Here is a 25,753-nt window from a genome sequence, read left to right on the forward strand (position 1 = left end):
TGTTTTTCATGAAAAGAAAAATGCCCGTATTAGCATCCGTTGTAGCTTTGACAATGGCTTTAACCGCTTGTGGTGGCGCTTCAGGTACGAAAGAGTCGAGTTCACCGGCTGCATCAGCTCCAGCTGCAAGTGCTGGCGCTTCAACAGCTAAAGATACCATTACGGCACTTTTGCCGCCGGTTTCACCGAACTACCAAAAAACTTTCGAACAAATGACCAAAGATTTTAATGCTCTATACCCAAATCTTACATTGAAAATCGAACCAGCTAGCTGGGAAGATATGAAGCAGAAATTGGACACACAAGTGAATGCGGGCAGCCCGCCGGATATTGCATTCGGAGGCTCTGACGGTATCCCGAAATACGTGCAGCAAGGTTTGCTCATGGACATCACGGATACAGCAACTCCTGAAATGATTAGTGATTACGACAAAGCTCCACTTGATTACATGAAAAATGGTAAAGGTCTTTACGGCTTCCCGGCGTACATGGAAGTACACGCATTGGGCGGAAATAAAGAGTTTTTAGAAAAAGCAGGCATCGATTGGAAAAAAGTACAGACAAACGGCTGGACGTATGACGAATTCCGTCAAGCGATCAAAAAAGGCGTAGTAACTGAAAACGGCAAAACGCGTTACGGTTTTGTATTTGCAGTGAAAGGCGTTGCCGCGGTAGATTACTTGGGTATTATGGCGAAAAATGCCGGTATGCCAAGCGCGTTTGATAAAGATTTGAAATATGCATACACTAGCAAAAATTACTTGGGTCTACTTAAAGATCTTCGTCAACTGATTGATGACGGCTCCATGCCGAAAGAGCTTAGCTCCGTAGACGCTGGTAAACGCTGGAACATGTTCTTGACAGGCCAAACGATGATCACGGGTAAAGGTCTTGCTGTGTTTGAGAACTCTGCAAAAACAAACAATGCAAAACTAAAAGCAAGTGATGCAAGTGCAGTAAAAGACTCCATCCCTGTTGATTATGTCGTATTGCCGGCTCCGACTTTCCAAGGTGCTAAACAATCATCCGCAGCTGTAGTTGACGGTTACATGACGTTCCGCGGTAAAAAGGAACCGACTCCTGAACACAAAGCAAATGTCGTTAAAGCGGCTTACTTCCTAGCTAGCGGTAAAAATGCGGCGACAACAAACAATGATTTGTTCTCCGCTCACATCACGCAAAGCGGTAAAAAAGCGGCTGAAAACATGAAGATTGAGAGAAGCCCAGAGAACGTCGCTGCTGTTGAATACATGCTTAAAAATGCAACGCCAGCTCGTTCCGACATCCCAAGTGAACTAGGCGCTAAAGCGATTAAATTGGAAACAGAAGTTATCGTTCCTAAGTTCCAAGGTCTAATTGCTGGTGAAGTTACACCAGAAGCCATGTACGAAGCTGTTAAAGCTGCTGCAATTGCTGCATTTGGCGCAGACGGTATTGTTAAAGACTAATAATAAACAGTAAATTTCGGATAGTCGTGGAAGCAACTTACACGGCTATCCGAACTATTTTAATCCGGGTTTTCTGAAACGGGGTTTGGGGGTTAGAGAAAATGGCAACGAATATCGCTAAACCGATAAAAAGAAGAGGAATCAAAGGAGAAGGTGTCTGGGGATATGCATTTATTGCCGTCGCTTTGGTTGTTTTTGCGATGTTCACCGCATACCCGGTTGTAAGTGCGTTTATCATCAGTCTCCAAGAATACAAGCCTCTTGGTTCCACTTATATTGGATTCGCGAACTACGCTTCTTCATTAAAAGATCCTTTGTTCTGGCAAGCAATGCGCAACACGGTTGTCTATACGATTCTGACCGTGCCTGTTAACTTAATCTTATCGATGGTGATCGCGATCTTGATTCTTCCGCTGAGGAAGAAAACGCAGGGCTTTTTCAAAGGTGTTTATTACTTGCCTGTCGTAGCTTCAGGTGTTGCTTTATCCGTTGTATGGCTTTGGATCTTCGATCCTCTTGAGGGCGGAATTCTCAACCAACTGATTCATTTCTTCGGATTCAGCAATCAGAACTGGTTGGGGTCAAGTAAAACAGCCATGTTCTCATTGGTGCTGATGTCTTGGCTTTCCAGTCACGGCACAAGCATTATCATCTACCTGGCAGGACTTTTGGGTATTGATGAAACGTTCTACGAAGCAGCGGAAATGGATGGAGCGAATTTCTTCCAGAAGCTGTGGTACATCGTTGTTCCTTCTTTGAAACCAGCTACGTTATTCCTTCTGGTTACAGGTGTTATTGGTTCATTCCAAGTGTTTCAGAACGCGTACCTGATGACGGGCGGTGGCCCGAACAATGCGACTACGATGGTTGGTCTACTGATCTTCAATAATGCCTTCACTTATTTTGAATTCGGTAAAGCCGCAGCACAATCGCTGATTCTGGCTGTTATTATCGCAGGGATTTCGGTTCTTCAGTTCAAATTTGCCGGAAAAGATGTCGACTATTAAGAGAGGGGATGGATAAATAATGGCTTTATACAGCAGTCATGCAGGCAGACCTAGAGTAAAAACCCTTCGTAATTCAATCATTTTTATCGCCCTTCTACTTTTTGCTTTGGCGACGATATTTCCAATCTATTTCATGGTCATTTCATCCTTTGCAGATCCGGTTGAGGCAGGGGCAGTGAGCTACTCCATTTTGCCAAGCAAGTTCACATTCGCTTCCTTTAAATATTTCTTTGATTATAGCGAGTATTCGTATCGGTGGATTCTGAATTCCCTGATCGTAGCTACAACCGTGATGGTATCGAATGTTATTTTCGCCAGTATGGCAGGATATGCATTCGCTAAACTTCGTTTTAAAGGGAGAGGCGTACTGTTTGCCGTCTTGCTTGTCTCTATGATGATTCCGTACCAAGTTACGCAAGTTCCTTTGTATATTCTTGTTGTTAATGTGTTCAATTTGCAAAATACGTACAGCGCGTTAATTATGCCGGGTATTGTTACTGTGTATAATATTTTTCTTGCTAAACAGTTTATGAGCAGCATCCCGACCGAGATTATGGAAAGTGCCAAAATCGAAGGGTGCAGCCAGTTCACGATCTATTGGAGAATCATACTTCCTTTGTCCAAAACCGTCCTTGCCGTTATGGCGATTCTAACGTTCATGGATAGCTGGAATACGTTCTTCTGGCCGCTATTGGTCACCAACACGATGGATATGCAGACGATTCAATTAGGTCTCAAAAACTTCCGCTTCGCCAATACGACGTTTATCGCGCCGATGATGGCAGGTGCTACGATCTCTGCACTACCGATGTTTATTCTTTTCTTCAGCTTGCAAAAGTACTTCCTAGAAGGTGTAACAGTTGGAGCGGTAAAAGGCTAATACAAGATGGGCGTGGGGGAGGTATCACTTCAGCATGATTGTGTCTTGGGATCAACAATATCGTCAGGCCGTTATTGATTTATGGAATGAAGAAGCCGTGAAAGATGGCTATAAGGAACTGACGGAAGAAACCTTTGAGCGTATTTTCACGGCCAATCCTTATTTTGATAGTGAAAATACTTATGTGCTGCTGGATCAAAATGAGGTCAAAGGCTTCGCCTGTGGCTGTACAGGGGATGATCTGCCGCTTGGGGAAGTGGCTGGATACATCACCTGCATCGTTTTGGCCGAACGCTACAAAACGGATCACAACTATCAAGGCATGCTAGACGCTCTGGAGCATCGTTTTCAGCAATTGGGGAAAAAGCAAGGCGAGGTCTTATTTTTTAATCCGATGTTATTGCCATGGTATATACCTGGGACTCCGAAGCATGAGCATAACAATGCGCCCGGTGTGCCGATCGAAAGTAAATTGTATGCGTTTTTGCTGCAAGCAGGGTATGTGGAGCGTGCGAAAGAGTGCGCAATGTATTTGAAGTTGGATGGTTTCGCCATACCGGAGGATGTTAGAGCCAAGGAGCATAAGGCGGCAGCTGAAGGATATACGGTGGAATTGTTCGATAAGGAAAAGCATAACGGCGTTAATGAAATGCTTAATGGCTTTAATAATCTTTTGTGGCAAAGGGAAATCGGGCAGTGCACGGCAGATGGTGTGCCAGTGGTCATTGCTGCATATAAAGGTAAAGTCATCGGATTTGCAGGCCCGGTCATTCGTCAGGACAACGGGCGTGGCTACTTTGCAGGCATTGGCGTGCTTCCTGAGCATGAGGGTCATGGGCTGGGCAGCCTACTTTTCTTTAAGCTGTGCGAGGCTTTCCGTTCAATCGGGACTGCCTACATGTCACTCTACACAGGCAGTACGAATCCGGCCATTCGCATTTATGAGAAGGCAGGTTTTACTACCGTCAAACAATTTTCTGTGATGAGAAGGGAGTTTGTGTGAATGAGCGAGCAAAAGTTAACGATATTAGCGATCGGCGGCCATGTGGGTGATGCCGAATTAACGGCTGGAGGCGTATTGGCGAGTCACTTCTTGAAAGGGGACCGCATTGCGACTCTGGCGCTGACAGCAGGCGAACGCGGTGTTCCGGCAGGACAAGATATGGCTGAGTATCGCGTGCAGAAAGTAAATGAGGCGAAAATGTTTGCTGAGATGCTAGGCGGGGAAGCTTTCGTCTTTGACGATATTCCTGACGGCGAACTGCAGGATAACCAAGAGATGCGCTTCCGTGTATGCGATGTCATTCGACAAGTGCGACCTAACGTGATCATCACCCATTGGAAAAACAGCATGCACAAGGATCATATGACCACGCACCGCATCGTGAATGATGCCCGTTATTTTGCTGCCTTGCCGACATTCGAGCGGGAGCTTCCTGCCCATTTTGCACAGAGATTGTATTATGCCGAGAACTGGGAAGACGCTGTTGACTACCGTCCGTATGTCTATGTCGATTACGATCAGGATTCATTCGACCTATGGGTCAAAGCCGTTTCCACGCATTGGTTCGTAACGGGCAGCAAGTCGTTCAAATACTTGGAATACTACAAGCATTTGATGAGAGTCCGCGGGCTTGAAGCCAGAAAAGAATATGCACAAACGTTCATGATTCCAGAAGAAAATATGCGTGTGCTCAAAACTGAATTATAGAAAATCATCCGACCTCTACACGCAGCCGCTTATCACGAATATGGCTTAGGTAGAGGTTTTGTTCAATAAAAAGAAGCGAGCGAGGGGAAAGCTATGATTCTTAATGGAATTGATTGTATCATGCAGTATGCTCATCTATTCAAAGGGAAACGGCTTGGGCTGATTACGGCGCCAACGGGATTGAACAAGGATTTTGTTTCTACAATTCAAATTTTGCATGAGAATTTCAACCTCACCGCCTTATTCTCTCCCGAACATGGGGTGCGGGGAGATCAAGCCGCTGGCGCACTGGTAGAAACGTACTTGGACCCGATTACACAAGTGCCGGTACACAGCTTGTATCGCAAAGATTCCAAACGTCTGAGCCAGGAAATGCTGGATGAAGTCGATATGGTTGTCTATGATATTCAAGATGTAGGAACACGCTATTATACGTTTATTTATACGATGTTATATGCTTTGGAAGATTGCGCGAAAGCAGGTAAACCTTTTGTTATTCTGGACCGGATTAACCCTCTGGACGGGGTGACCGTGGAAGGTAACATTTTAAAACCGGAATATCAATCTTTTGTGGGTAATTATCCGCTTGCTGTACGCTATGGAATGACGGTAGGAGAACTTGCGATGATGGCCAATGATCAGATGAACTGGCAGTGTGAGCTGCACGTGGTTCGCTGTGAAGGTTGGAATCGAAACATGCTTCTCCCGGAGACCGGGCAAGAGTGGATTATGCCATCCCTGGGACTTCCGCGTTTTAGATCAGCTTTGCTGTATCCCGGAACGTGCATTTTTGAAGGCACGAACTTGTCGGAAGGACGCGGAACGACGGTTCCTTTTGAAGCCATAGGGGCTCCGTTCCTTGATGGGCAGAAGCTGGCGGATGAAATGAATGCGAAGAAACTGCCGGGCGTTGTTTTCCGTCCCGTCTATTTTAAACCGAGCTTTTCGAAGCATCAGGGAGAGTCCTGCAGCGGCGTTCAAGTTCATGTTCTGGACACTCGTGCTATCGAGCCTCTGGAAACAGGGATTACCCTGCTCTACACGATTAAGAACAATTATGAGCAATTTGAATTTCTGCCTCCTTTCCGAGAAGGCTCCAGACCTTTCATGGATTTGTTGTGCGGGGACAATGTGTATCGTCAAGACGACGTGAATGTGCCAGATCTGCTTCAGCAATTTCGTGAAGAGAGCCAAACCTTTGCTCAGATGAAACAGCAGTATCATTTGTACAAATAGAATAAATGGAAGAAGTGAAAAGTAACCCAATGACAAGATACGTAGCGGGGCTAGATGGCGGAGGTACCAAAACAGCTGTGATGGTAGCTGATGAGAGCGGTCATGTGGTGCATACTTTTACATCTGGCGCTATTAACTATAATGGGCAAGATGCGGATAGTATCCAGCGGAGCTTTCAGGACATTTTTCAAGGGATCAGCGAGGCATGCGGGGGATTAGAGCACTGTGAGCAAATCGTGATTGGTGCAGCTGGTGTTAGCAATCCGACCGTTACTACCCGCTTGGAAGCGAATGTCCGAGAATGCGGCTATCAAGGCAAAGTATACATCACTGGCGATCAGGAGACGGCACTTTGCGGCGCGCATGATCGGGAATACGGCATTATCATGATTGCAGGAACAGGATCTATTTGTTATGGCAAAAATGAGGACGGAAAGATTCACCGTGCCGGCGGTCTCGGACACCTTATTGATGATGAGGGCAGCGGCTACAGCATCGGTCGTGACCTGTTGTCTGCTCTCGTTCAGTCGCAGGATGGAAGAATTGGGGAGACCGTCATTACTGATATGGTCTATGAGAAGCTTCAACTGAAGACGGTTCAGCAGATCGTTGGATTTGTCTACAACAAAGAGACGAACAAAAAGGATATCGCAGCCTTGGCGCCGATCCTGTCTAAGGCTTGTGAGCTAGGAGACGAAACAGCGCTTGCTATTGCGGCGAAAAGTGCTGCATCGCTGTTCGAGACGGCTGTTCCTGTCGTGGAAAAGTTGTCCATGCAGCAGGGGAGCCTTGCGATGGTCGGAAGCGTATTGCTGAACAATAGCCATGTGCGAAGCGCTTTTGTGCAGAGATTGAGCGAAAGATATCCGGATTTGACGTGTATTACGGCTAAAAAGGATGCGGCTAGCGGCGCTGTTCTGATGGCGCTGAACCGTTTGGGAAAATAGATGTAGATTAAGGAAAGAGCAAGAGAAAGAGCGAGAGCAAGAGCGAGTCAAGACCAAGACATAAAGAGTTTATTTTGCGGATAGAAGTTTTGTCGATGAGGGAGAGGGATAGAGAATGATGAAAGTTCAGGACATGACGCTAAGAGAGAAAATTGGGCAGATGCTTCTTTGCGGATTTGAAGGCACTGAAGCGACAGATCAGCTCAAAGCGCTGATTGCTGAGCACCATATTGGCGGTGTTATTTATTTTGCGCGTAACGTAGAACAAACTGGACAGGTAGCTGAGCTATCCGAGCAGTTGCAGCAAATCGCAGAGCAGTCGGGCACGTTGCCGCTTTGGGTTTCCATCGACCAAGAGGGCGGGATGGTTGCCCGTATTACCGAAGGCGTCGCGTTGATGCCTGGGCAAATGGCGCTTGCGGCAGGAGCGATTGGGACAGGTGTTGGTTTAAGAGACGGAGGTAACGCCGCGTATGAAGCCGCGTTGATCTCAGGGAAAGAGCTGAGAGCGCTTGGGATTAATTTAAACTTTGCTCCTGTGCTCGACGTGAATAACAATCCGGATAATCCGGTCATTGGTGTGCGGTCATTTGGCGAGTCAGCTGAGCTTGTCGCTGAATTCGGGCAGCGTTCTGTGCAAGGTTTCCAGGACGCCAATGTCGTTGCGACGGCCAAACATTTCCCGGGACATGGCGATACGAGTGTCGACTCTCATCTGGATTTACCGACGATTGTTCATGGCCAAGAACGGATTCGCTCTTTGGAACTGGTGCCGTTCGTCCGGGCTATTGAGGGCGGCGTTGATGCGATTATGTCATCGCATATTTATTTCCCGGCTTTTGAGTCTGAGAAGCTGCCTGCGACGCTTTCCAAGTCCGTGTTAACTGGACTGCTGCGCGAAGAGCTGGGCTACGAGGGCGTCATCATGACGGACTGCATGGAGATGAATGCCATTGCAGAACATTACGGCACGGTAGCCGCAAGTGTAATGGCTATCGAAGCAGGGGCTGATCTTGTGCTGATCAGCCACAGGCTTGACCGCCAGATCGGCGCTATTGATGCGATCGAGCAGGCCGTTAAGGAAGGGCGTCTAAGTGAATCGCGCATCGACGCGTCCGTGGAAAGACTGCTCGCGCTCAAGGAGCGCCGCGGGTTGCTGGTGCCGCAGTCGGGCACTGCGGCTGAAGTAGGGACAGCGGAGCATTGCGCGGTCGCGGGGCGTCTCAGCGAAGCCAGCATTACGCTCGTCAAAGACGAGCAGGGGCTGCTGCCGCTGAAGCGTGTAAGAACGCTAGCGGTCACCGTGGCCGCAGCGGTATCGTCCGGCGTCGACGAAGCGTACGCCGGACCGGCAAGTCTGGGCGCAGCGCTTGCGGAGCGCGGCCTTGACGTGATCGACCGCGTGCTGCCGCTCACAGAGGTCAGTGGGTTGACGCAATCGGTGCTTGCAGCAGCTGAAGAAGCGGAGCAGATCGTTATCGGGACGTACAACGCCCGATTCCATCCGGCGCAGGTCGAGCTGGTGCGCGCCCTGCACGCACTCGGCAAGCCAGTGGTCGTCGTCGCGCTGCGCGTGCCTTATGATTTGCTGGAGCTGCCGGAGGTTTCCACCTTCATCGCTGCTTATGAAAGCCGTCCGCTGGCGCTGCAAAGCACAGCCAAAGGTTTGCTAGGCGAGCTGCAGATGAAAGGCCGTCTGCCTGTCACTCTAGGCTCTGGATATCCTGCAGGTTGGAAGTGGGAGGGCGGACTGTGATGCTCCGTACCCTTCTGAATCAAGAATCCCTGACCGTAGCAGGCATTATGTCAGGTACCTCCTTGGACGGCATTGATGTAGCCATCGTCCGTATTGATGGCTGCGGGATCGATGCCAAAGTCAAACTACTTCACTTTGAAAGCTTCTCCTATGAGGAGGAAGTTCGCGAAAAGCTGAAGCAGCTATGTTCCATCGATCACTCGAATGTGGTTCTTTTGTGCGGCATGAACTTCGCCATTGCTGAGCGATTTGCTGACGCAGTGGTGAGTACAGCTGCAGCTGCGGGAATGAAGATGGAGGAGATCGATCTCATCTCCACCCATGGACAAACCGTGTGGCACATTCCGGTGGCGGATGAAGCGGATCCTTATCTGCCGAAATCAACGCTGCAGATCGGCGATTTGTCAGTAATCGCCAAACGGACCGGCAGGGTGGTTGTCGGCGATTTCCGCACCGCCGATATGGCGGTAGGGGGGCAAGGTGCTCCCCTTGCACCTTATGGGGATTTCATTATGTTCCGCGATACGGCCAAAGGGCGCATCCTTCAAAATATCGGCGGCATCGGCAATTGTACGGCGATTCCAGCTCAGGGAACAGATGCAACGATGTCGGGTGCCAGCGAGCTCATTGCTTTCGATACAGGTCCGGGTAACATGATCATGGATCAAGTGGTGTATGAGTTGTCCGAAGGCCGGCTTACCTATGATGCTGATGGCGCATGGGCGGCTCGCGGTCAAGTCCACGCCGAGCTGCTAGAGGAGATGCTGGCGCATCCTTATTTTGCGCAGCTTCCTCCGAAAACGACGGGCCGCGAGCTGTTCGGCAAGGCGTACACGGCTTCCTGGCTCAAAAGCGCACTGGAGCGCGGCCTTGCTCACGAAGATATCGTCGCTACAGCGACGGCGTTCACGGCGCATTCCATTGCTCGCGCTTATAAGGAGTTTATTTTCCCGCACTGTGTCATAGCGGAAGTTATCGTGAGCGGCGGCGGTGCGCGCAATCATACACTGCTCAGCATGATGCAGGAGCTGCTCCCTGAGCAAGTGATTCTTATCTCCGATGAGCTGGGTATTTCCGGTGATGCCAAAGAAGCAATCCTGTTCGCCCTGTTGGGTAACGATTGTATTCACGGCGTGCCGAACAATTTGCCTTCGGCGACAGGTGCGGAGCGACTGACTGTTATGGGCAAGTTGGCTTTGCCTTAGGGCGAGTGTATTTATAGGTAGCTGATAAAATAGAGAAGATGTAAAACGTACAGTGAATCTGAATCGATTTCCTGTTAACGGATAAAAATCTGCAAAACGTACATCAAATATCGCGACTTCACGCTGTTTTCGGCTGATAGTCGGGGTTTTGATGTAGGAAATGCAGGTTTTTTATGTTTGTGGGTATTTATCCGCGAAATTGCTGTACTTTTTGCAGTTCGTATCTAATCCCCAGAGGAGGACTACTTTCACCTAGCAGTCTGAGCCTGAAGGACTGAGATGCTTCTTATTGAGCGAAATAAGCTCAATATAGAATCTAACGGACACGAACGACGTTATTGACCTTGAGATTGCTTAAAGCAGCTAATAATCAAGCAAATAAAGGCTCTCAGGTCCGATAGGCCTCTTTATATTGGCTCGATTATCAACATAAGGGCTATGGTGTCCGTTGTTAATGTGCATAGCTTGGTGTGTGGTGCGTGATATGGTCGTGCTGAGGCGGACAGGGAATTGTGGAGAAAGAGCTGTGAGTGGCAGAGAAGGGAAATAGTTGGAGTAGCTAGTGTAGTGAGGCTGGAATAGTTTTTGTTGTAGATAGCACAGAATTTGCAGTACTCGGGGATATTGGTCGGGGTGAGTGAGGGTGCGGTACGACGGTGTTGATGCGGACTGGGCATTGTGAGTAAGAGAGTTGTTTGGCAGCGGATGGAATTAGTTGGAGTAGAGCCAACAAAAAAAAGGGAGACGCTCACTATAAGCGTCTCCCAGCTGTTTCTATTTCGTAGAGCTCACCTGCAGAAGGTGGGCCTCTTTGGTTTTATCAAAATGCGTCAAGGTGAAGAGGTAATCACCCTGGTAGTAGCTGTTCGTGTAGGTGCCACTCCCGGTACCTACCTCGGTTTCCATCACGACGTAGCCAGCATCGTTAGGCTCGCCGCGCTTTTTGACGGTCTCGATGGCTGGCTGCAGCAGCGCCAAGGGCTTCGAGCCCCAAATGCTAAGCGAAGTGACAACGGCCTCCTTCGGGTTGCCCTTCGCCGGCTCTACCAGCAGCGACAGCTGGTAGGCCGGGTAGCTCAGCAGCAGCTTCACGCCTACCGGCGCTGCTGCCGCATCACCCACGCCCGCTGCCGGAGGCGCGGGCGTTTCAGCCGGAGCGGCCGCCTCACCAGCGCCAGCCGAAGCCCCCGCGGAGGCGTCCACCGCCGCCTCCTGGCCCGCAAGCATGACGCTGACATCCTGCAGCGTCACTTCCGCCGGTTTGCCCAGCAAGTCTTCGACTTTCTTGCTGGACAAACCGAGGAAGCCCTGCAGGCTGGCCTGGCCGCCTGCAAAAAAGCTCCGCAGCAGCGGCGCGCCGTCTGCGTCAAACACCGTGCCAAGGCCGTCATAGACGCCAGCCTTGAAATCGCCCTTGTAGACGAGCTTGCCAAGCTCGTCATACGCCTCTCCAGCGCCGTTCAAGGCGCCGCTCACATACGTGCCTTTGAAACGGGGCACGCCTTTTTCATCGAAGGCGGTACCCTCACCGCCGTACGTGCCCGCTAGGAACTGGCCTTTGAACTTCATCAGGCCGTTAGCATAGAACTCGGTACCATCGCCAGAGTAGCTGCCATTCAGGAAGCCGCCTTCATAAACGAGCAGTCCCTTGGTATCGTAAAGCTTACCAGCCCCGCTATATTGACCGGCTGCAAATTCTCCTTCATATTGGGCGATGCCGCCCGAAGAGAACAGCTTGCCCGCCCCGTTATAAAGGCCGCCATTAAACGCGCCTTCATAGAGCAAATCGCCGCTTGGGGCAAACAATTTTCCGGCCCCGCCGTACTTGCTATTTTGAAATTCGCCGATATACAGCACTTTCTGGTTGGGAGTATACAAGGTGCCCACCCCGTTGTAGGCATCCCCGGCAAAAGCCCCTTTATACAGCAATGTACCGTGTTCGTCGTAGAGCGAGCCGGCACCTGATTTCTGCCCCTTTTCAAAATCGCCTTCGTAAGCAAGAATACCGTTCTTGTGATACAGCTTGCCTTTCCCAGCATACAGCCCGTCAACTAGACCGCCTTCGTAGCGAGCTGCTTTTTCAGTACCCACCACTTTACCATTCCCCGAGAAGCTAGTCAGCTTCGTGGTGTTTTCCTGGAGGACAGGCACCCGATTCAACCATTTATTCACGATCGCCGGAGGTCGGATGAAAATAAAGAAAATCAGGACGAGAATCAATAAGGTGATGAAGAGCAGCAGCCTTTTGGAGATGTAGTAAGAGCCGATCAAAATATAGTTTTTTAATGAAGTCTCACGCGTTTGCAGCATGACCCTTAGAATCTGTTGAAACTTAATGATCGCAAGTTTAGGCAGCCTTCCAACGGTTTGGATGGCTTTCATGATATGGCCGATGAAAGGTGCAACGACGGGTTTTAGCACTTTTTCAATGGCTTTGACCGGCTGAATCTCCAAATGATTTCACTCCTAGAAGGATGTTCGATTTTTAAAAATGGGTTAAGGTACCTGAATGGTCATTTGTCCAGGCTGCTGAACTTGGATGACGCCGCCCCAATTGCACATGCATTTGGAAGAGTTGTTCAGAGCAGGCATGTTAGCGACGAGCACCGTTGGAGATCCAGGAGCCCAAGGGGCTGCTGTCACCGGTATGCAGGGCATGGGAGTGAGTACGCCGAACGCCGCCGCCGTTGCTGCGGCAACCATAGGGTTAGCCATCGAATTGCACATCCCGAACGGCAAAATGTTCACCATCGGCTTATTGTCCATGATGTTTGCAATTGGCATAGCAGTCATTACCATATTCGCTGGCAGCACCATTAACGAACTGGGCGCGGCGCCGAAGGAGCATTGAAGCATTGCACCTCCGCAAACAATGTTTCCCATAGGTTATTCTCCTTCCTATCATGCGGCTGTCAATTTAAAAAGGGCAAGGTTGCTTATAGCTAGTCAGCAGGGGGTGTTACGGTGTATGTGAAAACAGACAGAGATGTCAAAATATGCGGGTCGCTATTACTTTTATACTACTAGAAAAGCAGGTAACCATCAATCTATTACTCTATTCGATTCTTTTCGCTAAGTTTCTCCAAAAGATGGGTGCGAGAGTGAGGGAGATATTGTACTATAAAGGAAGAGTTGTATGCGAGCGGAGGGATTCATAGTGGTAGGGTTAAAAGCAGTAAGGCTGGGACTCGTAGTGCTGCTGTCGACAGTGCCGATTTTGACGGCAGGGCCAGGCGCGGAAGCTGCGTCAGTAAAAGCTTTGACCATGAAAGAAGCGATGGATCAAGGGTTGAAAATAAGTTCCGTACTGCGGGACGCCAAGACGGATATTTCGAAAAAAAGGCTGGAGCTGGAGCAAGCGCAGCATGCGGTTAAAAGTGAGGAAGCGAAGGCTTCCGGCCTTTTTGCCAAACCTCGTAATTTGAGCCAGGAATTGACGACTCGGCTGAAGGTGCCTGAGGCCAGCAAGCAGCTATATATCGCACAGGAAACATTGCGCCAATCGATGAATACTGTACGGGTTGATGTCCAGAAAGCCTACTTAACGGCTTATCAGGATGGAGCTGCGGAAGAGAACGCACGGAAGAAGTGGGAAGACGCCAAGACGGCGCTCGATACGGTTAAAAAGAAGCGGAAATTCGGGCTCGCAGACAGCGCCGAGCAGGAACAGGCAGAGAAGGCGCTAGAGAAGGCTGCATCCGTATATAAACAAGCACAATTGACGGCCAAATCGAGCCGTTTGGCGTTAGGCAAGCTGCTTCAATTGGATATGGAAAATAAAGTTCAGCTTACTTTTGAACCGGATTACGCGAATTTGGATCAGAAGCAGCTGCCAAGCTACATAACAAGTGCGCTCAAGTCGACAGTTAGTCTACTCAAAGATACGGAGGATCGGCGTTTAGCTGATCATAAACTTAGCACGACACGTGATTTGTACGGTTCCAAATTTGGCAGCAGCCGCATGAAGGTTATTGACGGGTTATATAAGGCTAAGGATATCGACATGGAATTGTTTCTAGCGAGCTATGAAACGACGTTATCACAGGTGAAGACGGATTGGGAAGGGTTCTTCCTTTTGCTTGGATTCATTCCGATTCCGAAATCTTTACTCCAAGGGGAGTTTGACGGACTGCGTTACCTTGACGATCTGAGGGATGCGCTGCCTATAGCTACCATGGAACAAAACAAGGCAGTGCTGCAGGAGAAGGAGAGCAGATCTGCGGTTATTGCTGCCGTGAGAGCTTCTTATATGGAAGCCAAGGGTGCGGAGGAAGGTTACGCGCAGGCTTTGCGCGATAAGGATAGCGCCGTGAAAGCGCTGGATAAAGCTGCACAGAAGGTGAAACTCAGTCTGATGAAAACCGAAGAGCTGACAGCTTATAAAGAAGCGGTGAGCAAGGCGGACGAGCAAATTCTGATGGCGCAAATGAGTTATGAAACAGCGCTTGGCAAGCTGGATATCGACACGGGCGGAGCTGTTGAAAAGACGTTGAAGATGGGCATTCTGCCTTATCGAAATCTGGATGACGGGCTTGCCGCCGTCAAACCGCAAAATCCAAAGGCTCCAGCAGGCTCTTGGAAGTTGAAGCCGGCTGTCGGTCCGCTGCTCAGTGATTTTAGCGTGATGGTGAATAAAAAGCTCGGCGCAACGGAATATGCGCTGTTTACCAAAGAGGGTCAAGCGATCGGCAAACGCACCAAAATCAATAAGGGTACACGGCAATTAACGCTCAAACTTAGTCAAATCGACAACTTGAAGGTCGTGCTTTACGCGAAGGAGAAGCTGATTGGGGAGCTGCTTTTGGAGGGCAAAGGAAATGCCGGACAGTTGGCGGAGGCAGACGCTGAGGCCACTGATGGTACGGCTGGCAGTGAGAGCGGCTCAGGTAGCGTTGAGGAAAAAGGGCTCGGCACCGTCATCATCGGTTCCTACAAAGTGCAGCTGGACGCGCTGACCCCAGAGGCTTATAATGCGGCTTCGGCCACGATGTCTTCATCGGGGCAGGGGATTTTTTATAAAGCGGATGAGCCTGGAGCGGTTTGGTTCGGCATGGATAATGCCGTAGACCCGAGCGCGATAGCCGAAACTACGAGTTCCGCAGCGCTTTCGAAGAAGGACGCGGATGCTCTGAAAGTTACCGTGGAAATTACAAAGCCTGGTGCTATTGCTTCCTTGCAAACGCCTGAACAGCTAACGCAGCAGATTGACACGCTGAAGAAAGATATTGTGAAGCTGGAGGCGGCCAAGGAAGCGGCCGTTACGGATATGAAGCTGAGCGAGATCGCCGATTTGGCGGTCGAGATCAAGGATGCGCAGGCCCAGCTCGGGATGCTGGAGGCGCTGTTGAAAGGCGACAGCCAAGCAGCTCTCAAGCAGATGGAGCTGGTGAACAACCCGGACGCGCTGATCGCAGCGCTGTCCGAGGAGACCGAGACACCGCCGGGCGAGCCAGGCGGTGAAGAACCCCCAGGCGGCACGACGCCTGGGAAGGAAGTGGCCAGCGAAGATGCGCTGGCCGAGCAGGCTGAGCTCCAGCAGGCGAAGCTGGAGCAAGCCCTTTCCGCCGGCGAGCCGCAAGCTGTAGCAGCAGCGCTGCAACAGCTCCTGGCGACGCAGGCGCAGCTCGCGGATGCGCAAACAGGCGCATCCGAGGGACAGGCTTCGCTCGCAGAGGCGAAGCAGAAGCTGGAGACTGCGCTCAAGCTGGCGCAGGCGCAGGGGGACACGGAGCGGGTCGCGACGCTGACCCGCTCGATGGAGGCCGTCGCCGAGGCGGTGCAGACGGCGAAGAAGGACGCGCTGTTCGCGCAGCTGGACGCCGTACAGGTGCTTGCGGCAGCGTTGCCGCAAGAGGCAGGCGTGCAGCTGCAGCTTGAACAGCAGGTCACGAAGCTGCTGAAGGAGCTGCAGCAGCAGGAGAAGGCCAAATATGGGCCTGAGGAGCAACAGGCCCTGGCCGATGTTTCAGCGGCTCTGTCGCATATAACCGAGGTAGCTAATAGCACTCCCGCCGCCATTCAACCGATTCCGGCAGAAAACGTGCTTTCACCCAATATTTTCATCAAATTCGATGCCCCGCCTGTTATAATAAACGGGCAGGCATATTTACCTATAAGATCCGTATCGGAATCGTTTGGTGCTGCTGTAGATTGGGATCAAGATTCTCTTACGGTTACAGTCAGCACGGAATATAAGACAATCACAAGCCGCATCAGCGATGACAAGGCATATGTGGATGGCGATCCCGTGCAAATCGACGGACCAGCCTATCTGCTTGAAGGAAGGACCTATGTCCCATTAAGGTTCATAGCGGAATCCTTGGGCTTGCAGGTTGATTGGAACGCACCTACGCAAATCATTCAGATTTCATATTAAGAGGAGATTAAAGAGCGATGAAGAAATCGATTGCGGCATTGCTGCTCGTACTGCTGCTTCTGGGTGCTGCTGGAACCTACCTTGGATTAAACAAGGAAAGCTTAAACAGGGAAAGCTTCACACTATGGCCTTTTCACAAGAGCATGCCTTTCGATGGTTTATCGAAGGCAATCTCGGATGGGCATAACAATTTGTTTGTCATCGATAACGCGAAGAAAACCATTCACAAGCTGAATGGAGAAGGTGTTCTTCAATACTCCATTACGAGTGAGACCGGGAAGAACGGGGAAGTGTACCGTTTTAACGATATGGCTGTCGATGATTTGGGGTATCTCTATACGATTCGTACCTTGCTTGATCCGTATGGCATTGCGGTTAAGGCCGAGCAAATTGTTCGCTATACGCCGGATGGGCAGTTCGATCGCAGTTTGTTCTCACAGGAATACAATGACACGCAAACCCAGCGGTATAGATTGGGGTCCCTGCGCAATGTTCAAGTTCGCGATGGGATGGTCTACTTTTTCAATGATGAAGTGCAGCAGTTGACCCTCTATCAAGCTCCAATTGGCAAACAGGAGGCATCCGAGCCCAAGTTGGTGTACACGATCAAGCTCCCTCCAAATAAATTTGTTGCTGAGGCAGATGGCTTTAAGCCTGGAGAAATCTACTATTCAACGCGCAGTGGAGAGATTTATCGCGCTTTCGGCGACGGGCATTCCGAGGTTGTTTATCCGGTTCCTGGGCTGGATCGCACAAGACGTAATTTCCCCGAAAGCATGCATCTTGATAATCAAGGCCGCCTGATCTTCATCGATTTTAACAACAAAATGATCTCACGGCTTGATCCCGCACAGCCTTACTTAATCGAAGGTCTTGTAACGGAAGAAAAGGCGAAAGCAAACGGCATAGAGCTTGCTTTTGATGCGACAGCGAGCTCCATAGCGCAGGATGGCAGCCTTATTATTGTAGAATCAGCGCAGATTAATCGCCGCCTGCCGGATGGAACGATTACACCTTCCATGGTAGAGGCTTTGTATAGCCAGTCGGCAAGAACACATTCGTTTATACATTGGTCGGTTGCCTTAGTGGCTCTGATCCTTGTGCTGTATGCGATCAAACTTGTCTTCTTCAATCTGCTGCAGCGCCGTCTTCCCCTGATGATGAAGCAAGTTCTCATTCTAGTGCCAGTCATTGCGGTTTCTATGATTCTGCTGTCGACCGTCATTTATGAGAGTTTCTCCAAGAAAATGGAAGAGGAAACGTTCAGCGAGCTTGTTTTACTGGCCAAAAATGGTCAAAATCTGGTCGATGGCGATAAGCTGGAAAGTCTGGCGTCACCGCTGGATTATAACGGTGCAACGTATCAATCTTTCCGCAAAAAGATTCAATCCGTTTTTGAGAATAACGCCAGCGATGATAATCAAGGCTTTTACAAAGCCGTATATAAATACGAAAATGGGATCATTTATCGAGTGCTAGAAGACGATGATGGCATGCATATGTTCAATCCGTTCCAACAAACCCCTGAAAATCAGCAGGTTGTGCTCGAAGGCAAGCCAGCTACAGGGCAGTGGCAGGATTTCTCCGGCGAGTGGCGTTATGCGATTGCCCCTATTTTTAACTCAGCAGGTAAAATTGTCGGTGTTTTCGAAACGAGTAAAAACTTGGATGGTATCCTCAAGCATCGCCAAACGGTATTACAATCGATTATCCGCAATATTGCGCTCATTTCAGTTGGTTTGCTGATTGTGCTCGTTGTAATGACGTATGTACTCCTTTCTTCGATTCGGAAGCTGCGCAACAGCGTCGGTGAGATTGCCAAAGGCAACTGGGATACGGTTGTTACGATCAACACGCGCGACGAGGTGTCAGATTTGGGCGACAGCGTCAATACGATGGCAGCGCGCATCCGGGACTATATTACCAAGGTAGAGAACTTCAGTCAGTCCTACTATCGTTTCGTTCCTCAGCAGTTTTTGCGATTCCTTAACAAGGAAAGCATTCTAGAGGTTGAACTTGGCGATCAAGTGGAGAAAAATATGTCGATCTTGATTTTTAATATCCGAGGTTTCTACCTGCTTTCCAAAAAGCTGACGCCGGAAGAGAACTTCAACTTCGTCAATTCGTTCCTTAGCCGATTTGGGCCGTATGTCCGCAAGCATCAAGGTCTTATGAATAAGTACCTGGGTGCAGGCTTCATGGCGCTTTTCCCGAATCAAGCAGATGAAGCGCTGCAGGCGTGCATTGAGATGCGTAAGGAATTGGATCTTTATAATTCGCATCGGGCCAAAGTAGGCTACTCGCCGCTAGATTTCGGTATCGGCCTGCATAAAGGGCCGCTTCGTCTTGGCATCATCGGTGAGCAACAGCGCCTAGAGGGCAATGTGATCTCTGATGGTGTGAATGTGGCAACTATGCTGGAGAAAATGACAGAACCTCTTGGCGCCTCCATTCTCATTACCGACAATGTGGTGCAATCGCTGCAACAGCGGACAGCCTTCCAATACCGGAACCTGGGATTGATTCAAGTAGAAGGGGTGAAGGAGCCGCTTCGATTGTTCGACGTTTATCAGGGCGATCCCGATACGATTCGGGTACTGAAGGAGAAGACTCGACCGCTGTTCGAGCAAGCTGTCACGTATTACCAGGTAGGGCGTTTCTATGATGCAAGGGAAGCCTTCTTGATGGTCATTAAACAGAATCGTCAGGATAAAGCGGCACAGTTGTACTTCTATATTTGCGATGAGTATTTCCAACACGGCACGACAGCAGAGTGGAATGGCACATTATCGGTTTCATGATGAAAGAGGCGAACTTGACATGCAAGTGCAGGAGCTGACTACGGAGAAAGACGCACAACGTATTACTGAATTTTATCTATCTTCCTCATCCTTTGATGATCAAAATCATACCCCAGGGGAGTTAGAGCATTTTCGCAATGCTCCCCTGCTTAGCTTGACACACCGCAATCACTGGCATTGGTTCATTGAGAATGAAGCCGGAGAGATCATTGCTGTGACCAGCTGCAAGGAGAATGAGCATCAGTCCGGTGGTTATTTATGGGATTACTTAGCCGTCCATCGCGAGTACCGCAGACATGGTTTTGCGAAGATTTTGTTCCAAGCGCTAGAAACGTTCTCGAGAGAAGCGGGTGGGCGCTACATTCTTACTTATACATGCGATTTACCCGAATATCAGCCTATTCAAAAAATGTTCCAGGCGAACGGCTTTGAACTTATCGGCACTTATCCGAATTATTACTATGAAGGCGAAGCGAGATTAGCTTTCTATAAACCACTTATCGAAGACAAATGAACTAATAGATTGGACCTGATGATATGCAAGGAAGCTTAACCAGATGGATGGGACTGCGGACGGAAGATATCCGAAAGCTGTGGATGATGCTGCCGATCTTTTATTTTAGCGGGATTGCGGAATCGCTGAACTACACGGCGTTCATGGCTCTTTTTAACCAAAGATTCGGCGTGCAGTATTTGCCCTATATCTATATTGCCGAAGCGGCTATCATGCCTCTGGAGGGCTGGCTGTTGGCGAAGCTGGCCAACCGTTTGCCGAAGGCCAAAATGATGACGACGCTCTATCTGTTGATGATTGGTCTACTGGTGCTGAATGGTGCGGTGCTGCTGGGCTTCAAGCTGGGTGGCATTGACTTCCGCTATTACTATCCCATTTTGTTCATTTCCTCTAACTTTGTCGTAAGGCAGCTGACGCTGCTCTTATGGAGCACCGCCTTTGATTTATGTCCTACTCAGCAGGCCAAAAGATTGATGCCGGTGTTCATCGCATCTACGACGACAGGCGGGATTACCGCCGGCTTGATCGCTCATCAAATCGGCAAGCTGCTCGGAACGGAAGCCGTCTATGCGCTAGCTCCTGTGCTGATGGTGTTCGGCTTCATCTTTTTTCGTAAGGCGTTGGCGCGCTATTTGGTGCCTTTAACTTTAAAAGAAGACCTCCGACTGAAGAGCCAGAGTGGAAAGGACATTGCAGAAGAAGAAAAGCAACTGCCAGCTGGCTACTATGCGAAGCAGATGCTAAGCAGCCCGTTCTTGCTGTGCGCTGTTGCGTTAATGACGCTGATGCCGGCCGTGTATTTTATGATTGAGTATCAGTACTTTACCGCGGCGGAAGCCAAGTTTCCACTGGAGGGGGATTTAACCTCTTTTTATGGCTTAATTACAGCTACTCAATTTACGTTCTGTCTTTTGCTGCAAACGGTGTCTACACGCTTAATGAACTGGCTGGGCGCAAGCAATATGCTGCTCGCTATTACCGTGTTGTTCTTCGGCGGCTTCGGGCTTACGGCTCTATTTATCAATCAGTCTGTTGGATTGGCGCTGGTTTCGGGCTCCTACGCGGTCTTCTATATCTTGCTGTATTACATAGCAGAGCCTTGTTATCAGCTTTTTTTCAAAATGATACCCATCTCCAAACGGGACGGCTACCGTTATTTCGCTCAGGGGGTTGCTGCCTCAGGCGGAATATTAATCGGTTCCTTGCTGTCGTTGCTGCATTCCTTCGGTCTAATTCAGCTGTCACTGCTTGCTTGGTTAGGCGTAGGTTTGGCCAACATTCTCGTATTTGTCGCTTGGTACGGCAGACATTTGTATATCCGCGAGCTGGTCAAAAGTGTGCAGTCGCTGCACGCCGATTTGTCTGAAATCGCGGAGTCTTTTATCGGGGGCATCCGCAGCTCCAAAGCTTTGTCTGCCATGCTTGACTACTTGAAGCATCCGAATGATTACGTGCGGGAGCTGGCGCTCGAAGTAATCGGCAAGGCGAAGGATTCCGCGTTCCTGCCACATTTGATCGGAATGATTGGGGAAGAAAGTTCGCGAATCCGCATTGCTGTGCTGCGTGCGATGAATCTCCAAAGCGCTACGATTCAAGATCTCGTACAGGTTGCGTCCTTTCTTGAGGACGAAGACCCGGAGGTGCGAGCCGAAAGCGTTAAACTGATTTCAAAAGCAACACATCTTAGAAGTCAGTCGCACTTCTTCATTCGCGTCAAGCTGCTGGATAACCATCCAAAGGTTGTACATGAAGGAGTTAAGGCGCTATACGCGCTCGAAAGCGAAGAAAGCTATCAAGCCTGTGACGAGGCAATTATCAAAATGCTAGATAACGGCGGCGAGTGGGCTGTCTACGGCTGCCATACTGTAGCGGATCTGAAGCTGGATGCTTATTCCGCTTGGGTGCTGTCACTGCTTGAGGATCATCGGCCTGCGGTTAAAGTAGCTGCAGCAGCGTGTCTGGGTAAGCTTCGCCATGTGGAGGCAATTCCGCTTCTTCTGAGCATGGTGCCGCTTGCGGACCAGGAATTGCGCAAAGCCATTCTTCAGGCTTTGGTAGATATGGGCGATACAGCTTTGCCAGCGCTGATCGACAGTGTAAACCATGCGAATCCTTTTATTTGGAACGCAGCCGTTACAGCCCTTGCTGAGCTGCTCGATGAAAATAAACTGAGAACGCAGCTCGTTGACCCTTGCGTAAATCGCATGCTTGCTTCTACGCAGGAACGCGCATTGCCGGAAGCTCTGCTGCAGCTTGGTATGAAGGGGTTAGCGGAGCTTGCGAATCAGCGGTGCGCAGAGCTGCACAATGCACTTGTCGGCGGGGCATGGGCCGTCATGGCCCAGTTCGTTGATGAGCGTATTGTGGCGACACTGCGCGAAGCAATCAAGGACGAAAGTGAAGAAGTTCGCGAGAATGCGCTTGAGGTGCTGGCCGAGGGGCTAGGGGACCGCAAATTGGCTTTGGCTCTGCTGGAACTATTGAAGCAAGGAACAGCCGGCAGCGATGCGGCGATGACCGAGCCGCTTGTGTTATTACAAGAAGCTGCAAGGTGGTCAGACGATTGGCTGAAGGATATTGCGGTTTACGCATTAAGTTCGCTGGAGCGTGATGAGATGAGAGAAGAGCGTAAGTTTTTGACCATGTTGGATAAAGTTATTTTCCTCAAGCAAGTATCTCTATTCGCTGATTTGTCGGTGGATGAACTGGGCTTAATCGCTGGTATTGCGACGGAAGAAGTCCATGAAGATCTGACCTATTTACTGCGCCGTGGGCAGAGTAATTCAGCGATGTATTTAATCATTGAGGGCAATGTAGAGCTGAGTAATGAGACTGGTGTAGGTGAGACTGGAACGATTGGTGTTCTGGGACCTAAGCAAGCATTTGGGGAAACGACAGCCCTAGACGGATCGCCTTCATCCATTACGGCCCAGGCCATCTTCGATGAAGTGCGTGTGCTTGCGCTGCAAGGCGAAAGTCTCTCCCGACTGGTGAGATTGTATCCGGAGATCGGCATCGGGCTGCTGCATGCATCCAGTGCTCGTGTTCGTTTGCTGGAAAATATGCTTTTGAAAATGGCTTAAGCTGGCTGGGTGGATGAGCAGAGAGGGTGGGACGAACGTGTCAGTAGAGACCATCGTGTTAAGCAATGATCTGAAGGAGCTTGAGCGGTTAGGCACATTCTTGCAAGGTCTGGCACCAGCGATGGGGTTGGATGACCAGACGTTATTCCAATTGAACTTGGTCTGCGACGAGCTTGTAACCAACATTATTCTCTACGGGCACCCCCCGGAAGAACGCTCTATGCATACGATCCGTATCGACATTGGTGCTGCTGTAGATGGCTGGGAGCTTTGCCTGACAGATCGCGGAGTGCCTTTTAATCCGCTGCTCAAAGCAAGCCCTCGTGTTGATCTTAGTGTGGACGAGCGTGGGATCGGCGGACTGGGTATTCACTTCGTGAGACAAGTGATGGATGAAATCCGCTATGAACGTCTGAATGAAGAAAATGTACTGATGATGACAAAACGGCGAATTCAGGAGGAGGGAATATCATGAATATTAACGAGAGCATACAAGGGGATCTCGTACTGCTGAGCTTAAATGGCAGACTGGATGCGAATACGTCAGCGAGCTTGGAGGCAGCATTTGCGAAACTGGTCGAGCAGGGAAAGGGCAAGTTTGTTTTTGATCTGCAAGGTCTTGAATATGTGAGCTCCGCAGGACTCAGAAGCTTGTTGTCCGCAGCCAAAATGATCAAGGTGATTCAAGGCAAATTGGCGCTTGTGCGCATGAATGAGAATGTCAAAGAGGTATTCGATATGTCAGGGTTTAGTTCCATTTTTTCGATTTATGACAAGGAAGCAGATGCGATCCATGCCATTTCGTAGTCGAACGAACAAGTGTCAAGGTCGAGCCCAAGAGCTGGGGAGGCGTACCAGATGAATATCGTCGCAGGTGCTCTTCTTCTTGTTTGCTTGGTGATTGGTACCATGTGGCAGCTCAGTGAGCGAAGGCGCAAGATGGCTGAGCTGGAGCTTCAACGGACGATGCAGTTGTTCGATGTCAGCTTGGAAGTGAATTCGACAATTCAGAAGCAGGATTTGCTGATCAAAATTATGGAGACTTCTTCCCGCATCATGAATGCAGAAGCATCTTCCGTCATCTTGGTTGATGAGGAAAAGGGAGAGCTGTTTTTCGACCTTGCGCTTGGTGAAAAGGGCGATGAAGTCCGTGAAATTCGCCTCAAAATCGGCGAAGGCATCGCAGGCTGGGTAGCCCAGACCGGCCAGCCGGTGAAAATCGACGATGCGGCGCAGGACGAACGCTGGTCCTCCAAGGTTGCGAAGCGTGTCGATTACCCGACACGCAGTATGCTTTGCGTGCCGCTGGCGAGCAAAGGTAAAATTATCGGCGTCTTGCAGGTGCTGAACAAGCGCGAGGATGTGCATTTTACCGATCGGGACTTGCAGCTGTTAGAGTCTATTGCCTCTCCGATCGCGGCATCTTTGGAAAATGCTATGCTCTATGATGTGCTGGAGAAGACGACAGCCGCCAAAGAACGAATGGAAAGCGAGCTGCGCATCGCAACGGACATTCAAATGGGTTTCTTGCCACGCAAAGGCTTGCATATGGCTTCAGGATCAGATCTCACTGATGCGAATAACATTACGGCCGAGGCGCAGGCTTACATCCGTCCGGCACGTGAGGTTGGCGGGGATTTCTATGATTATTTTCGAATCGGTGACGACAAGCTGTTTTTCGTTTTAGGTGACGTATCGGATAAAGGAATTCCTGCGGCGCTGTTCATGGCAGTTACGATGACTTTGCTCAAGGGTAAAATGTCGTTAGACATGTCGCCCGGAGAGCTGCTTACGGCCGTTAATCAGGAGTTGTATAAAGACGATTCGACGATGTTTGCGACGATTTTCTGCGGTGTACTTGATGTAGGCACGGGACGTCTGCAGTACAGCGACGGCGGCCATTGTCCGCCATACCTAGTCCGTGAGAACGGAGATGTGGAACAGTTGAAAGGGAAGAAGGGTCTTCCGCTTGGCGTCATGGATGACATGCTTTATGCGAATAACGAAGTGACCCTTGACCGGGGTGACCGCCTTATTCTGTATACGGATGGTATTACAGAAGCAGAGGACCGGCGGCAGGAGCAATATGGCTTCTTGCGTCTTCATAAGCTTTTAGAAAAGGAACTGTCCAGCCAGCCGACACAGCTATTGGAACACATCACCCAGGACGTCGACCGCTTCACGAATGGGGCTATCCAATCGGATGATATTGCCGTGCTCATCGTAGATCGAAAACCAAACAAAATGTAACCTCAAAGATCCACAGGTATGATATAGTGAAATTAGATGACATCATGCGCTCAGACACGGATAATGATGGGGCGCAAGCCGTCAATTGATGGCATTTTTCTCAGTACTACCATTCTAGGAGGGTTCATATGCCAATGCATCTATCGCGTATCAACAGGCAGCCAGATACTTCCCTGCACAATCAACCTCGTCATAAAAGCAATGCACAAGGGCAGTCTGCGGGAGCAGATCTCATGAATATACAACGAGCTATTGGCAACAAAGCAGTAGGCAGCATGCTGTCCGTACAGACGAAGCTGACGGTTGGGCCGGCTGGAGATGCCTATGAACAAGAGGCTGATCAAGTTGGTAAAGAAGTGGCGGATAAGATCGCAGCTTCAGAAAATAGCGGGGCGTCAGCTCCTGACGTTCAGCGAAGCGAAGGCGGGGAGTCTGAGGAGGAAGAGCTGCAGATGAAGCCGTCCTCGGAGACGATTCAGCGAAGCGAAGGCGGAGAGTCTGAGGAGGAAGAGCTGCAGATGAAGCCGTCCTCGGAGACG

General features: G+C 49.9%; 19 protein-coding genes. 17 read left to right on the forward strand and 2 right to left on the reverse strand.

Annotated elements, in window-relative coordinates; all coding sequences use genetic code 11:
• Nucleotides 1–8: 8 nt before the first annotated feature.
• From AC58VC_RS32765 to AC58VC_RS32805, 9 genes are all read left to right on the forward strand, one after another.
• A complete protein-coding gene (locus AC58VC_RS32765) occupies nucleotides 9–1,448 on the forward strand; it encodes an ABC transporter substrate-binding protein (RefSeq protein ID WP_497375251.1) in 1,440 nt (479 codons plus the stop codon).
• A 101-nt stretch (nucleotides 1,449–1,549) separates the two neighbouring features.
• Nucleotides 1,550–2,455: a carbohydrate ABC transporter permease gene (locus AC58VC_RS32770; protein WP_497375253.1), complete on the forward strand. Its 906-nt coding sequence runs from the start codon at nucleotides 1,550–1,552 to the stop codon at nucleotides 2,453–2,455.
• A 19-nt stretch (nucleotides 2,456–2,474) separates the two neighbouring features.
• Complete coding sequence (locus AC58VC_RS32775) at nucleotides 2,475–3,335, forward strand: carbohydrate ABC transporter permease (RefSeq protein ID WP_497375255.1); 861 nt, start codon at nucleotides 2,475–2,477, stop codon at nucleotides 3,333–3,335.
• Between the two features lie 34 nt (nucleotides 3,336–3,369).
• Nucleotides 3,370–4,338: a GNAT family N-acetyltransferase gene (locus AC58VC_RS32780; protein WP_497375257.1), complete on the forward strand. Its 969-nt coding sequence runs from the start codon at nucleotides 3,370–3,372 to the stop codon at nucleotides 4,336–4,338.
• Nucleotides 4,339–5,046: a PIG-L deacetylase family protein gene (locus AC58VC_RS32785; RefSeq protein WP_497375259.1), complete on the forward strand. Its 708-nt coding sequence runs from the start codon at nucleotides 4,339–4,341 to the stop codon at nucleotides 5,044–5,046.
• A gap of 93 nt (nucleotides 5,047–5,139) precedes the next feature.
• Nucleotides 5,140–6,282, forward strand: coding sequence for an exo-beta-N-acetylmuramidase NamZ family protein (locus tag AC58VC_RS32790; RefSeq protein WP_497375261.1), 1,143 nt, complete (start codon nucleotides 5,140–5,142; stop codon nucleotides 6,280–6,282).
• A gap of 5 nt (nucleotides 6,283–6,287) precedes the next feature.
• A complete protein-coding gene (locus AC58VC_RS32795) occupies nucleotides 6,288–7,229 on the forward strand; it encodes an N-acetylglucosamine kinase (RefSeq protein WP_497375263.1) in 942 nt (313 codons plus the stop codon).
• 118 nt (nucleotides 7,230–7,347) lie between these two features.
• Complete coding sequence (gene nagZ / locus AC58VC_RS32800; RefSeq protein ID WP_497375265.1) at nucleotides 7,348–8,985, forward strand: beta-N-acetylhexosaminidase; 1,638 nt, start codon at nucleotides 7,348–7,350, stop codon at nucleotides 8,983–8,985.
• Nucleotides 8,985–10,190, forward strand: a complete 1,206-nt coding sequence (locus AC58VC_RS32805; protein ID WP_497375301.1) for an anhydro-N-acetylmuramic acid kinase — start codon at nucleotides 8,985–8,987, stop codon at nucleotides 10,188–10,190. Before nagZ ends, AC58VC_RS32805 begins: the two co-directional genes overlap by 1 nt.
• Before the next feature lie 774 nt (nucleotides 10,191–10,964).
• Here AC58VC_RS32805 and AC58VC_RS32810 read toward each other — a convergent pair.
• Together AC58VC_RS32810 and AC58VC_RS32815 are read right to left on the reverse strand one after the other, a co-directional pair.
• The gene (locus AC58VC_RS32810; protein ID WP_497375267.1) at nucleotides 10,965–12,644 is read right to left on the reverse strand and encodes an MORN repeat-containing protein; all 1,680 of its coding nucleotides are present in this window, start codon (nucleotides 12,642–12,644) and stop codon (nucleotides 10,965–10,967) included.
• Nucleotides 12,645–12,686: 42 nt separating this feature from the next.
• Nucleotides 12,687–13,073, reverse strand: coding sequence for a DUF4280 domain-containing protein (locus AC58VC_RS32815; RefSeq protein WP_497375269.1), 387 nt, complete (start codon nucleotides 13,071–13,073; stop codon nucleotides 12,687–12,689).
• A 274-nt stretch (nucleotides 13,074–13,347) separates the two neighbouring features.
• Between AC58VC_RS32815 and AC58VC_RS32820 the strand changes: the two genes are divergently transcribed.
• The 8 genes from AC58VC_RS32820 to AC58VC_RS32855 form a co-directional block, all read left to right on the forward strand.
• Nucleotides 13,348–16,566 carry a stalk domain-containing protein gene (locus tag AC58VC_RS32820; RefSeq protein ID WP_497375271.1) on the forward strand — a complete coding sequence of 1,073 codons (3,219 nt, stop codon included), beginning with the start codon at nucleotides 13,348–13,350 and terminating at the stop codon, nucleotides 16,564–16,566.
• Nucleotides 16,567–16,583: 17 nt separating this feature from the next.
• Nucleotides 16,584–19,367 (forward strand): adenylate/guanylate cyclase domain-containing protein, encoded by a 2,784-nt coding sequence (locus AC58VC_RS32825; protein ID WP_497375273.1) that lies wholly within the window; start codon nucleotides 16,584–16,586, stop codon nucleotides 19,365–19,367.
• A complete protein-coding gene (locus AC58VC_RS32830) occupies nucleotides 19,309–19,881 on the forward strand; it encodes a GNAT family N-acetyltransferase (RefSeq protein ID WP_497375275.1) in 573 nt (190 codons plus the stop codon). The genes AC58VC_RS32825 and AC58VC_RS32830 overlap by 59 nt, the downstream gene beginning before the upstream one ends.
• Nucleotides 19,882–19,904: 23 nt before the next feature.
• Complete coding sequence (locus AC58VC_RS32835) at nucleotides 19,905–22,964, forward strand: HEAT repeat domain-containing protein (RefSeq protein ID WP_497375277.1); 3,060 nt, start codon at nucleotides 19,905–19,907, stop codon at nucleotides 22,962–22,964.
• Nucleotides 22,965–23,001: 37 nt separating this feature from the next.
• Nucleotides 23,002–23,439 carry an ATP-binding protein gene (locus AC58VC_RS32840; protein ID WP_497375279.1) on the forward strand — a complete coding sequence of 146 codons (438 nt, stop codon included), beginning with the start codon at nucleotides 23,002–23,004 and terminating at the stop codon, nucleotides 23,437–23,439.
• Nucleotides 23,436–23,771 carry an STAS domain-containing protein gene (locus AC58VC_RS32845; RefSeq protein WP_497375281.1) on the forward strand — a complete coding sequence of 112 codons (336 nt, stop codon included), beginning with the start codon at nucleotides 23,436–23,438 and terminating at the stop codon, nucleotides 23,769–23,771. The genes AC58VC_RS32840 and AC58VC_RS32845 overlap by 4 nt, the downstream gene beginning before the upstream one ends.
• A gap of 51 nt (nucleotides 23,772–23,822) precedes the next feature.
• Nucleotides 23,823–25,214 carry a PP2C family protein-serine/threonine phosphatase gene (locus AC58VC_RS32850; RefSeq protein WP_497375283.1) on the forward strand — a complete coding sequence of 464 codons (1,392 nt, stop codon included), beginning with the start codon at nucleotides 23,823–23,825 and terminating at the stop codon, nucleotides 25,212–25,214.
• 128 nt (nucleotides 25,215–25,342) lie between these two features.
• Nucleotides 25,343–25,753 (forward strand): hypothetical protein (locus tag AC58VC_RS32855; protein WP_497375285.1); only part of this gene is annotated, 411 nt, incomplete at its 3' end.

The sequence above is a fragment of the Paenibacillus sp. J22R67 genome, from assembly GCF_059692175.1.

What these genes read in the sequence shown, in the direction of transcription:
- AC58VC_RS32765 (WP_497375251.1), top strand. Translation starts at nt 9, where the DNA reads ATGAAAAGAAAAATGCCCGTATTAGCATCCGTTGTAGCTTTGACAATG.
- AC58VC_RS32770 (WP_497375253.1), top strand. Translation starts at nt 1,550, where the DNA reads ATGGCAACGAATATCGCTAAACCGATAAAAAGAAGAGGAATCAAAGGA.
- AC58VC_RS32775 (WP_497375255.1), top strand. Translation starts at nt 2,475, where the DNA reads ATGGCTTTATACAGCAGTCATGCAGGCAGACCTAGAGTAAAAACCCTT.
- AC58VC_RS32780 (WP_497375257.1), top strand. Translation starts at nt 3,370, where the DNA reads ATGATTGTGTCTTGGGATCAACAATATCGTCAGGCCGTTATTGATTTA.
- AC58VC_RS32785 (WP_497375259.1), top strand. Translation starts at nt 4,339, where the DNA reads ATGAGCGAGCAAAAGTTAACGATATTAGCGATCGGCGGCCATGTGGGT.
- AC58VC_RS32790 (WP_497375261.1), top strand. Translation starts at nt 5,140, where the DNA reads ATGATTCTTAATGGAATTGATTGTATCATGCAGTATGCTCATCTATTC.
- AC58VC_RS32795 (WP_497375263.1), top strand. Translation starts at nt 6,288, where the DNA reads ATGGAAGAAGTGAAAAGTAACCCAATGACAAGATACGTAGCGGGGCTA.
- nagZ (WP_497375265.1), top strand. Translation starts at nt 7,348, where the DNA reads ATGAAAGTTCAGGACATGACGCTAAGAGAGAAAATTGGGCAGATGCTT.
- AC58VC_RS32805 (WP_497375301.1), top strand. Translation starts at nt 8,985, where the DNA reads ATGCTCCGTACCCTTCTGAATCAAGAATCCCTGACCGTAGCAGGCATT.
- AC58VC_RS32815 (WP_497375269.1), bottom strand. Translation starts at nt 13,073, where the DNA reads ATGGGAAACATTGTTTGCGGAGGTGCAATGCTTCAATGCTCCTTCGGC.
- AC58VC_RS32825 (WP_497375273.1), top strand. Translation starts at nt 16,584, where the DNA reads ATGAAGAAATCGATTGCGGCATTGCTGCTCGTACTGCTGCTTCTGGGT.
- AC58VC_RS32830 (WP_497375275.1), top strand. Translation starts at nt 19,309, where the DNA reads ATGAGTATTTCCAACACGGCACGACAGCAGAGTGGAATGGCACATTAT.
- AC58VC_RS32835 (WP_497375277.1), top strand. Translation starts at nt 19,905, where the DNA reads ATGCAAGGAAGCTTAACCAGATGGATGGGACTGCGGACGGAAGATATC.
- AC58VC_RS32845 (WP_497375281.1), top strand. Translation starts at nt 23,436, where the DNA reads ATGAATATTAACGAGAGCATACAAGGGGATCTCGTACTGCTGAGCTTA.
- AC58VC_RS32850 (WP_497375283.1), top strand. Translation starts at nt 23,823, where the DNA reads ATGAATATCGTCGCAGGTGCTCTTCTTCTTGTTTGCTTGGTGATTGGT.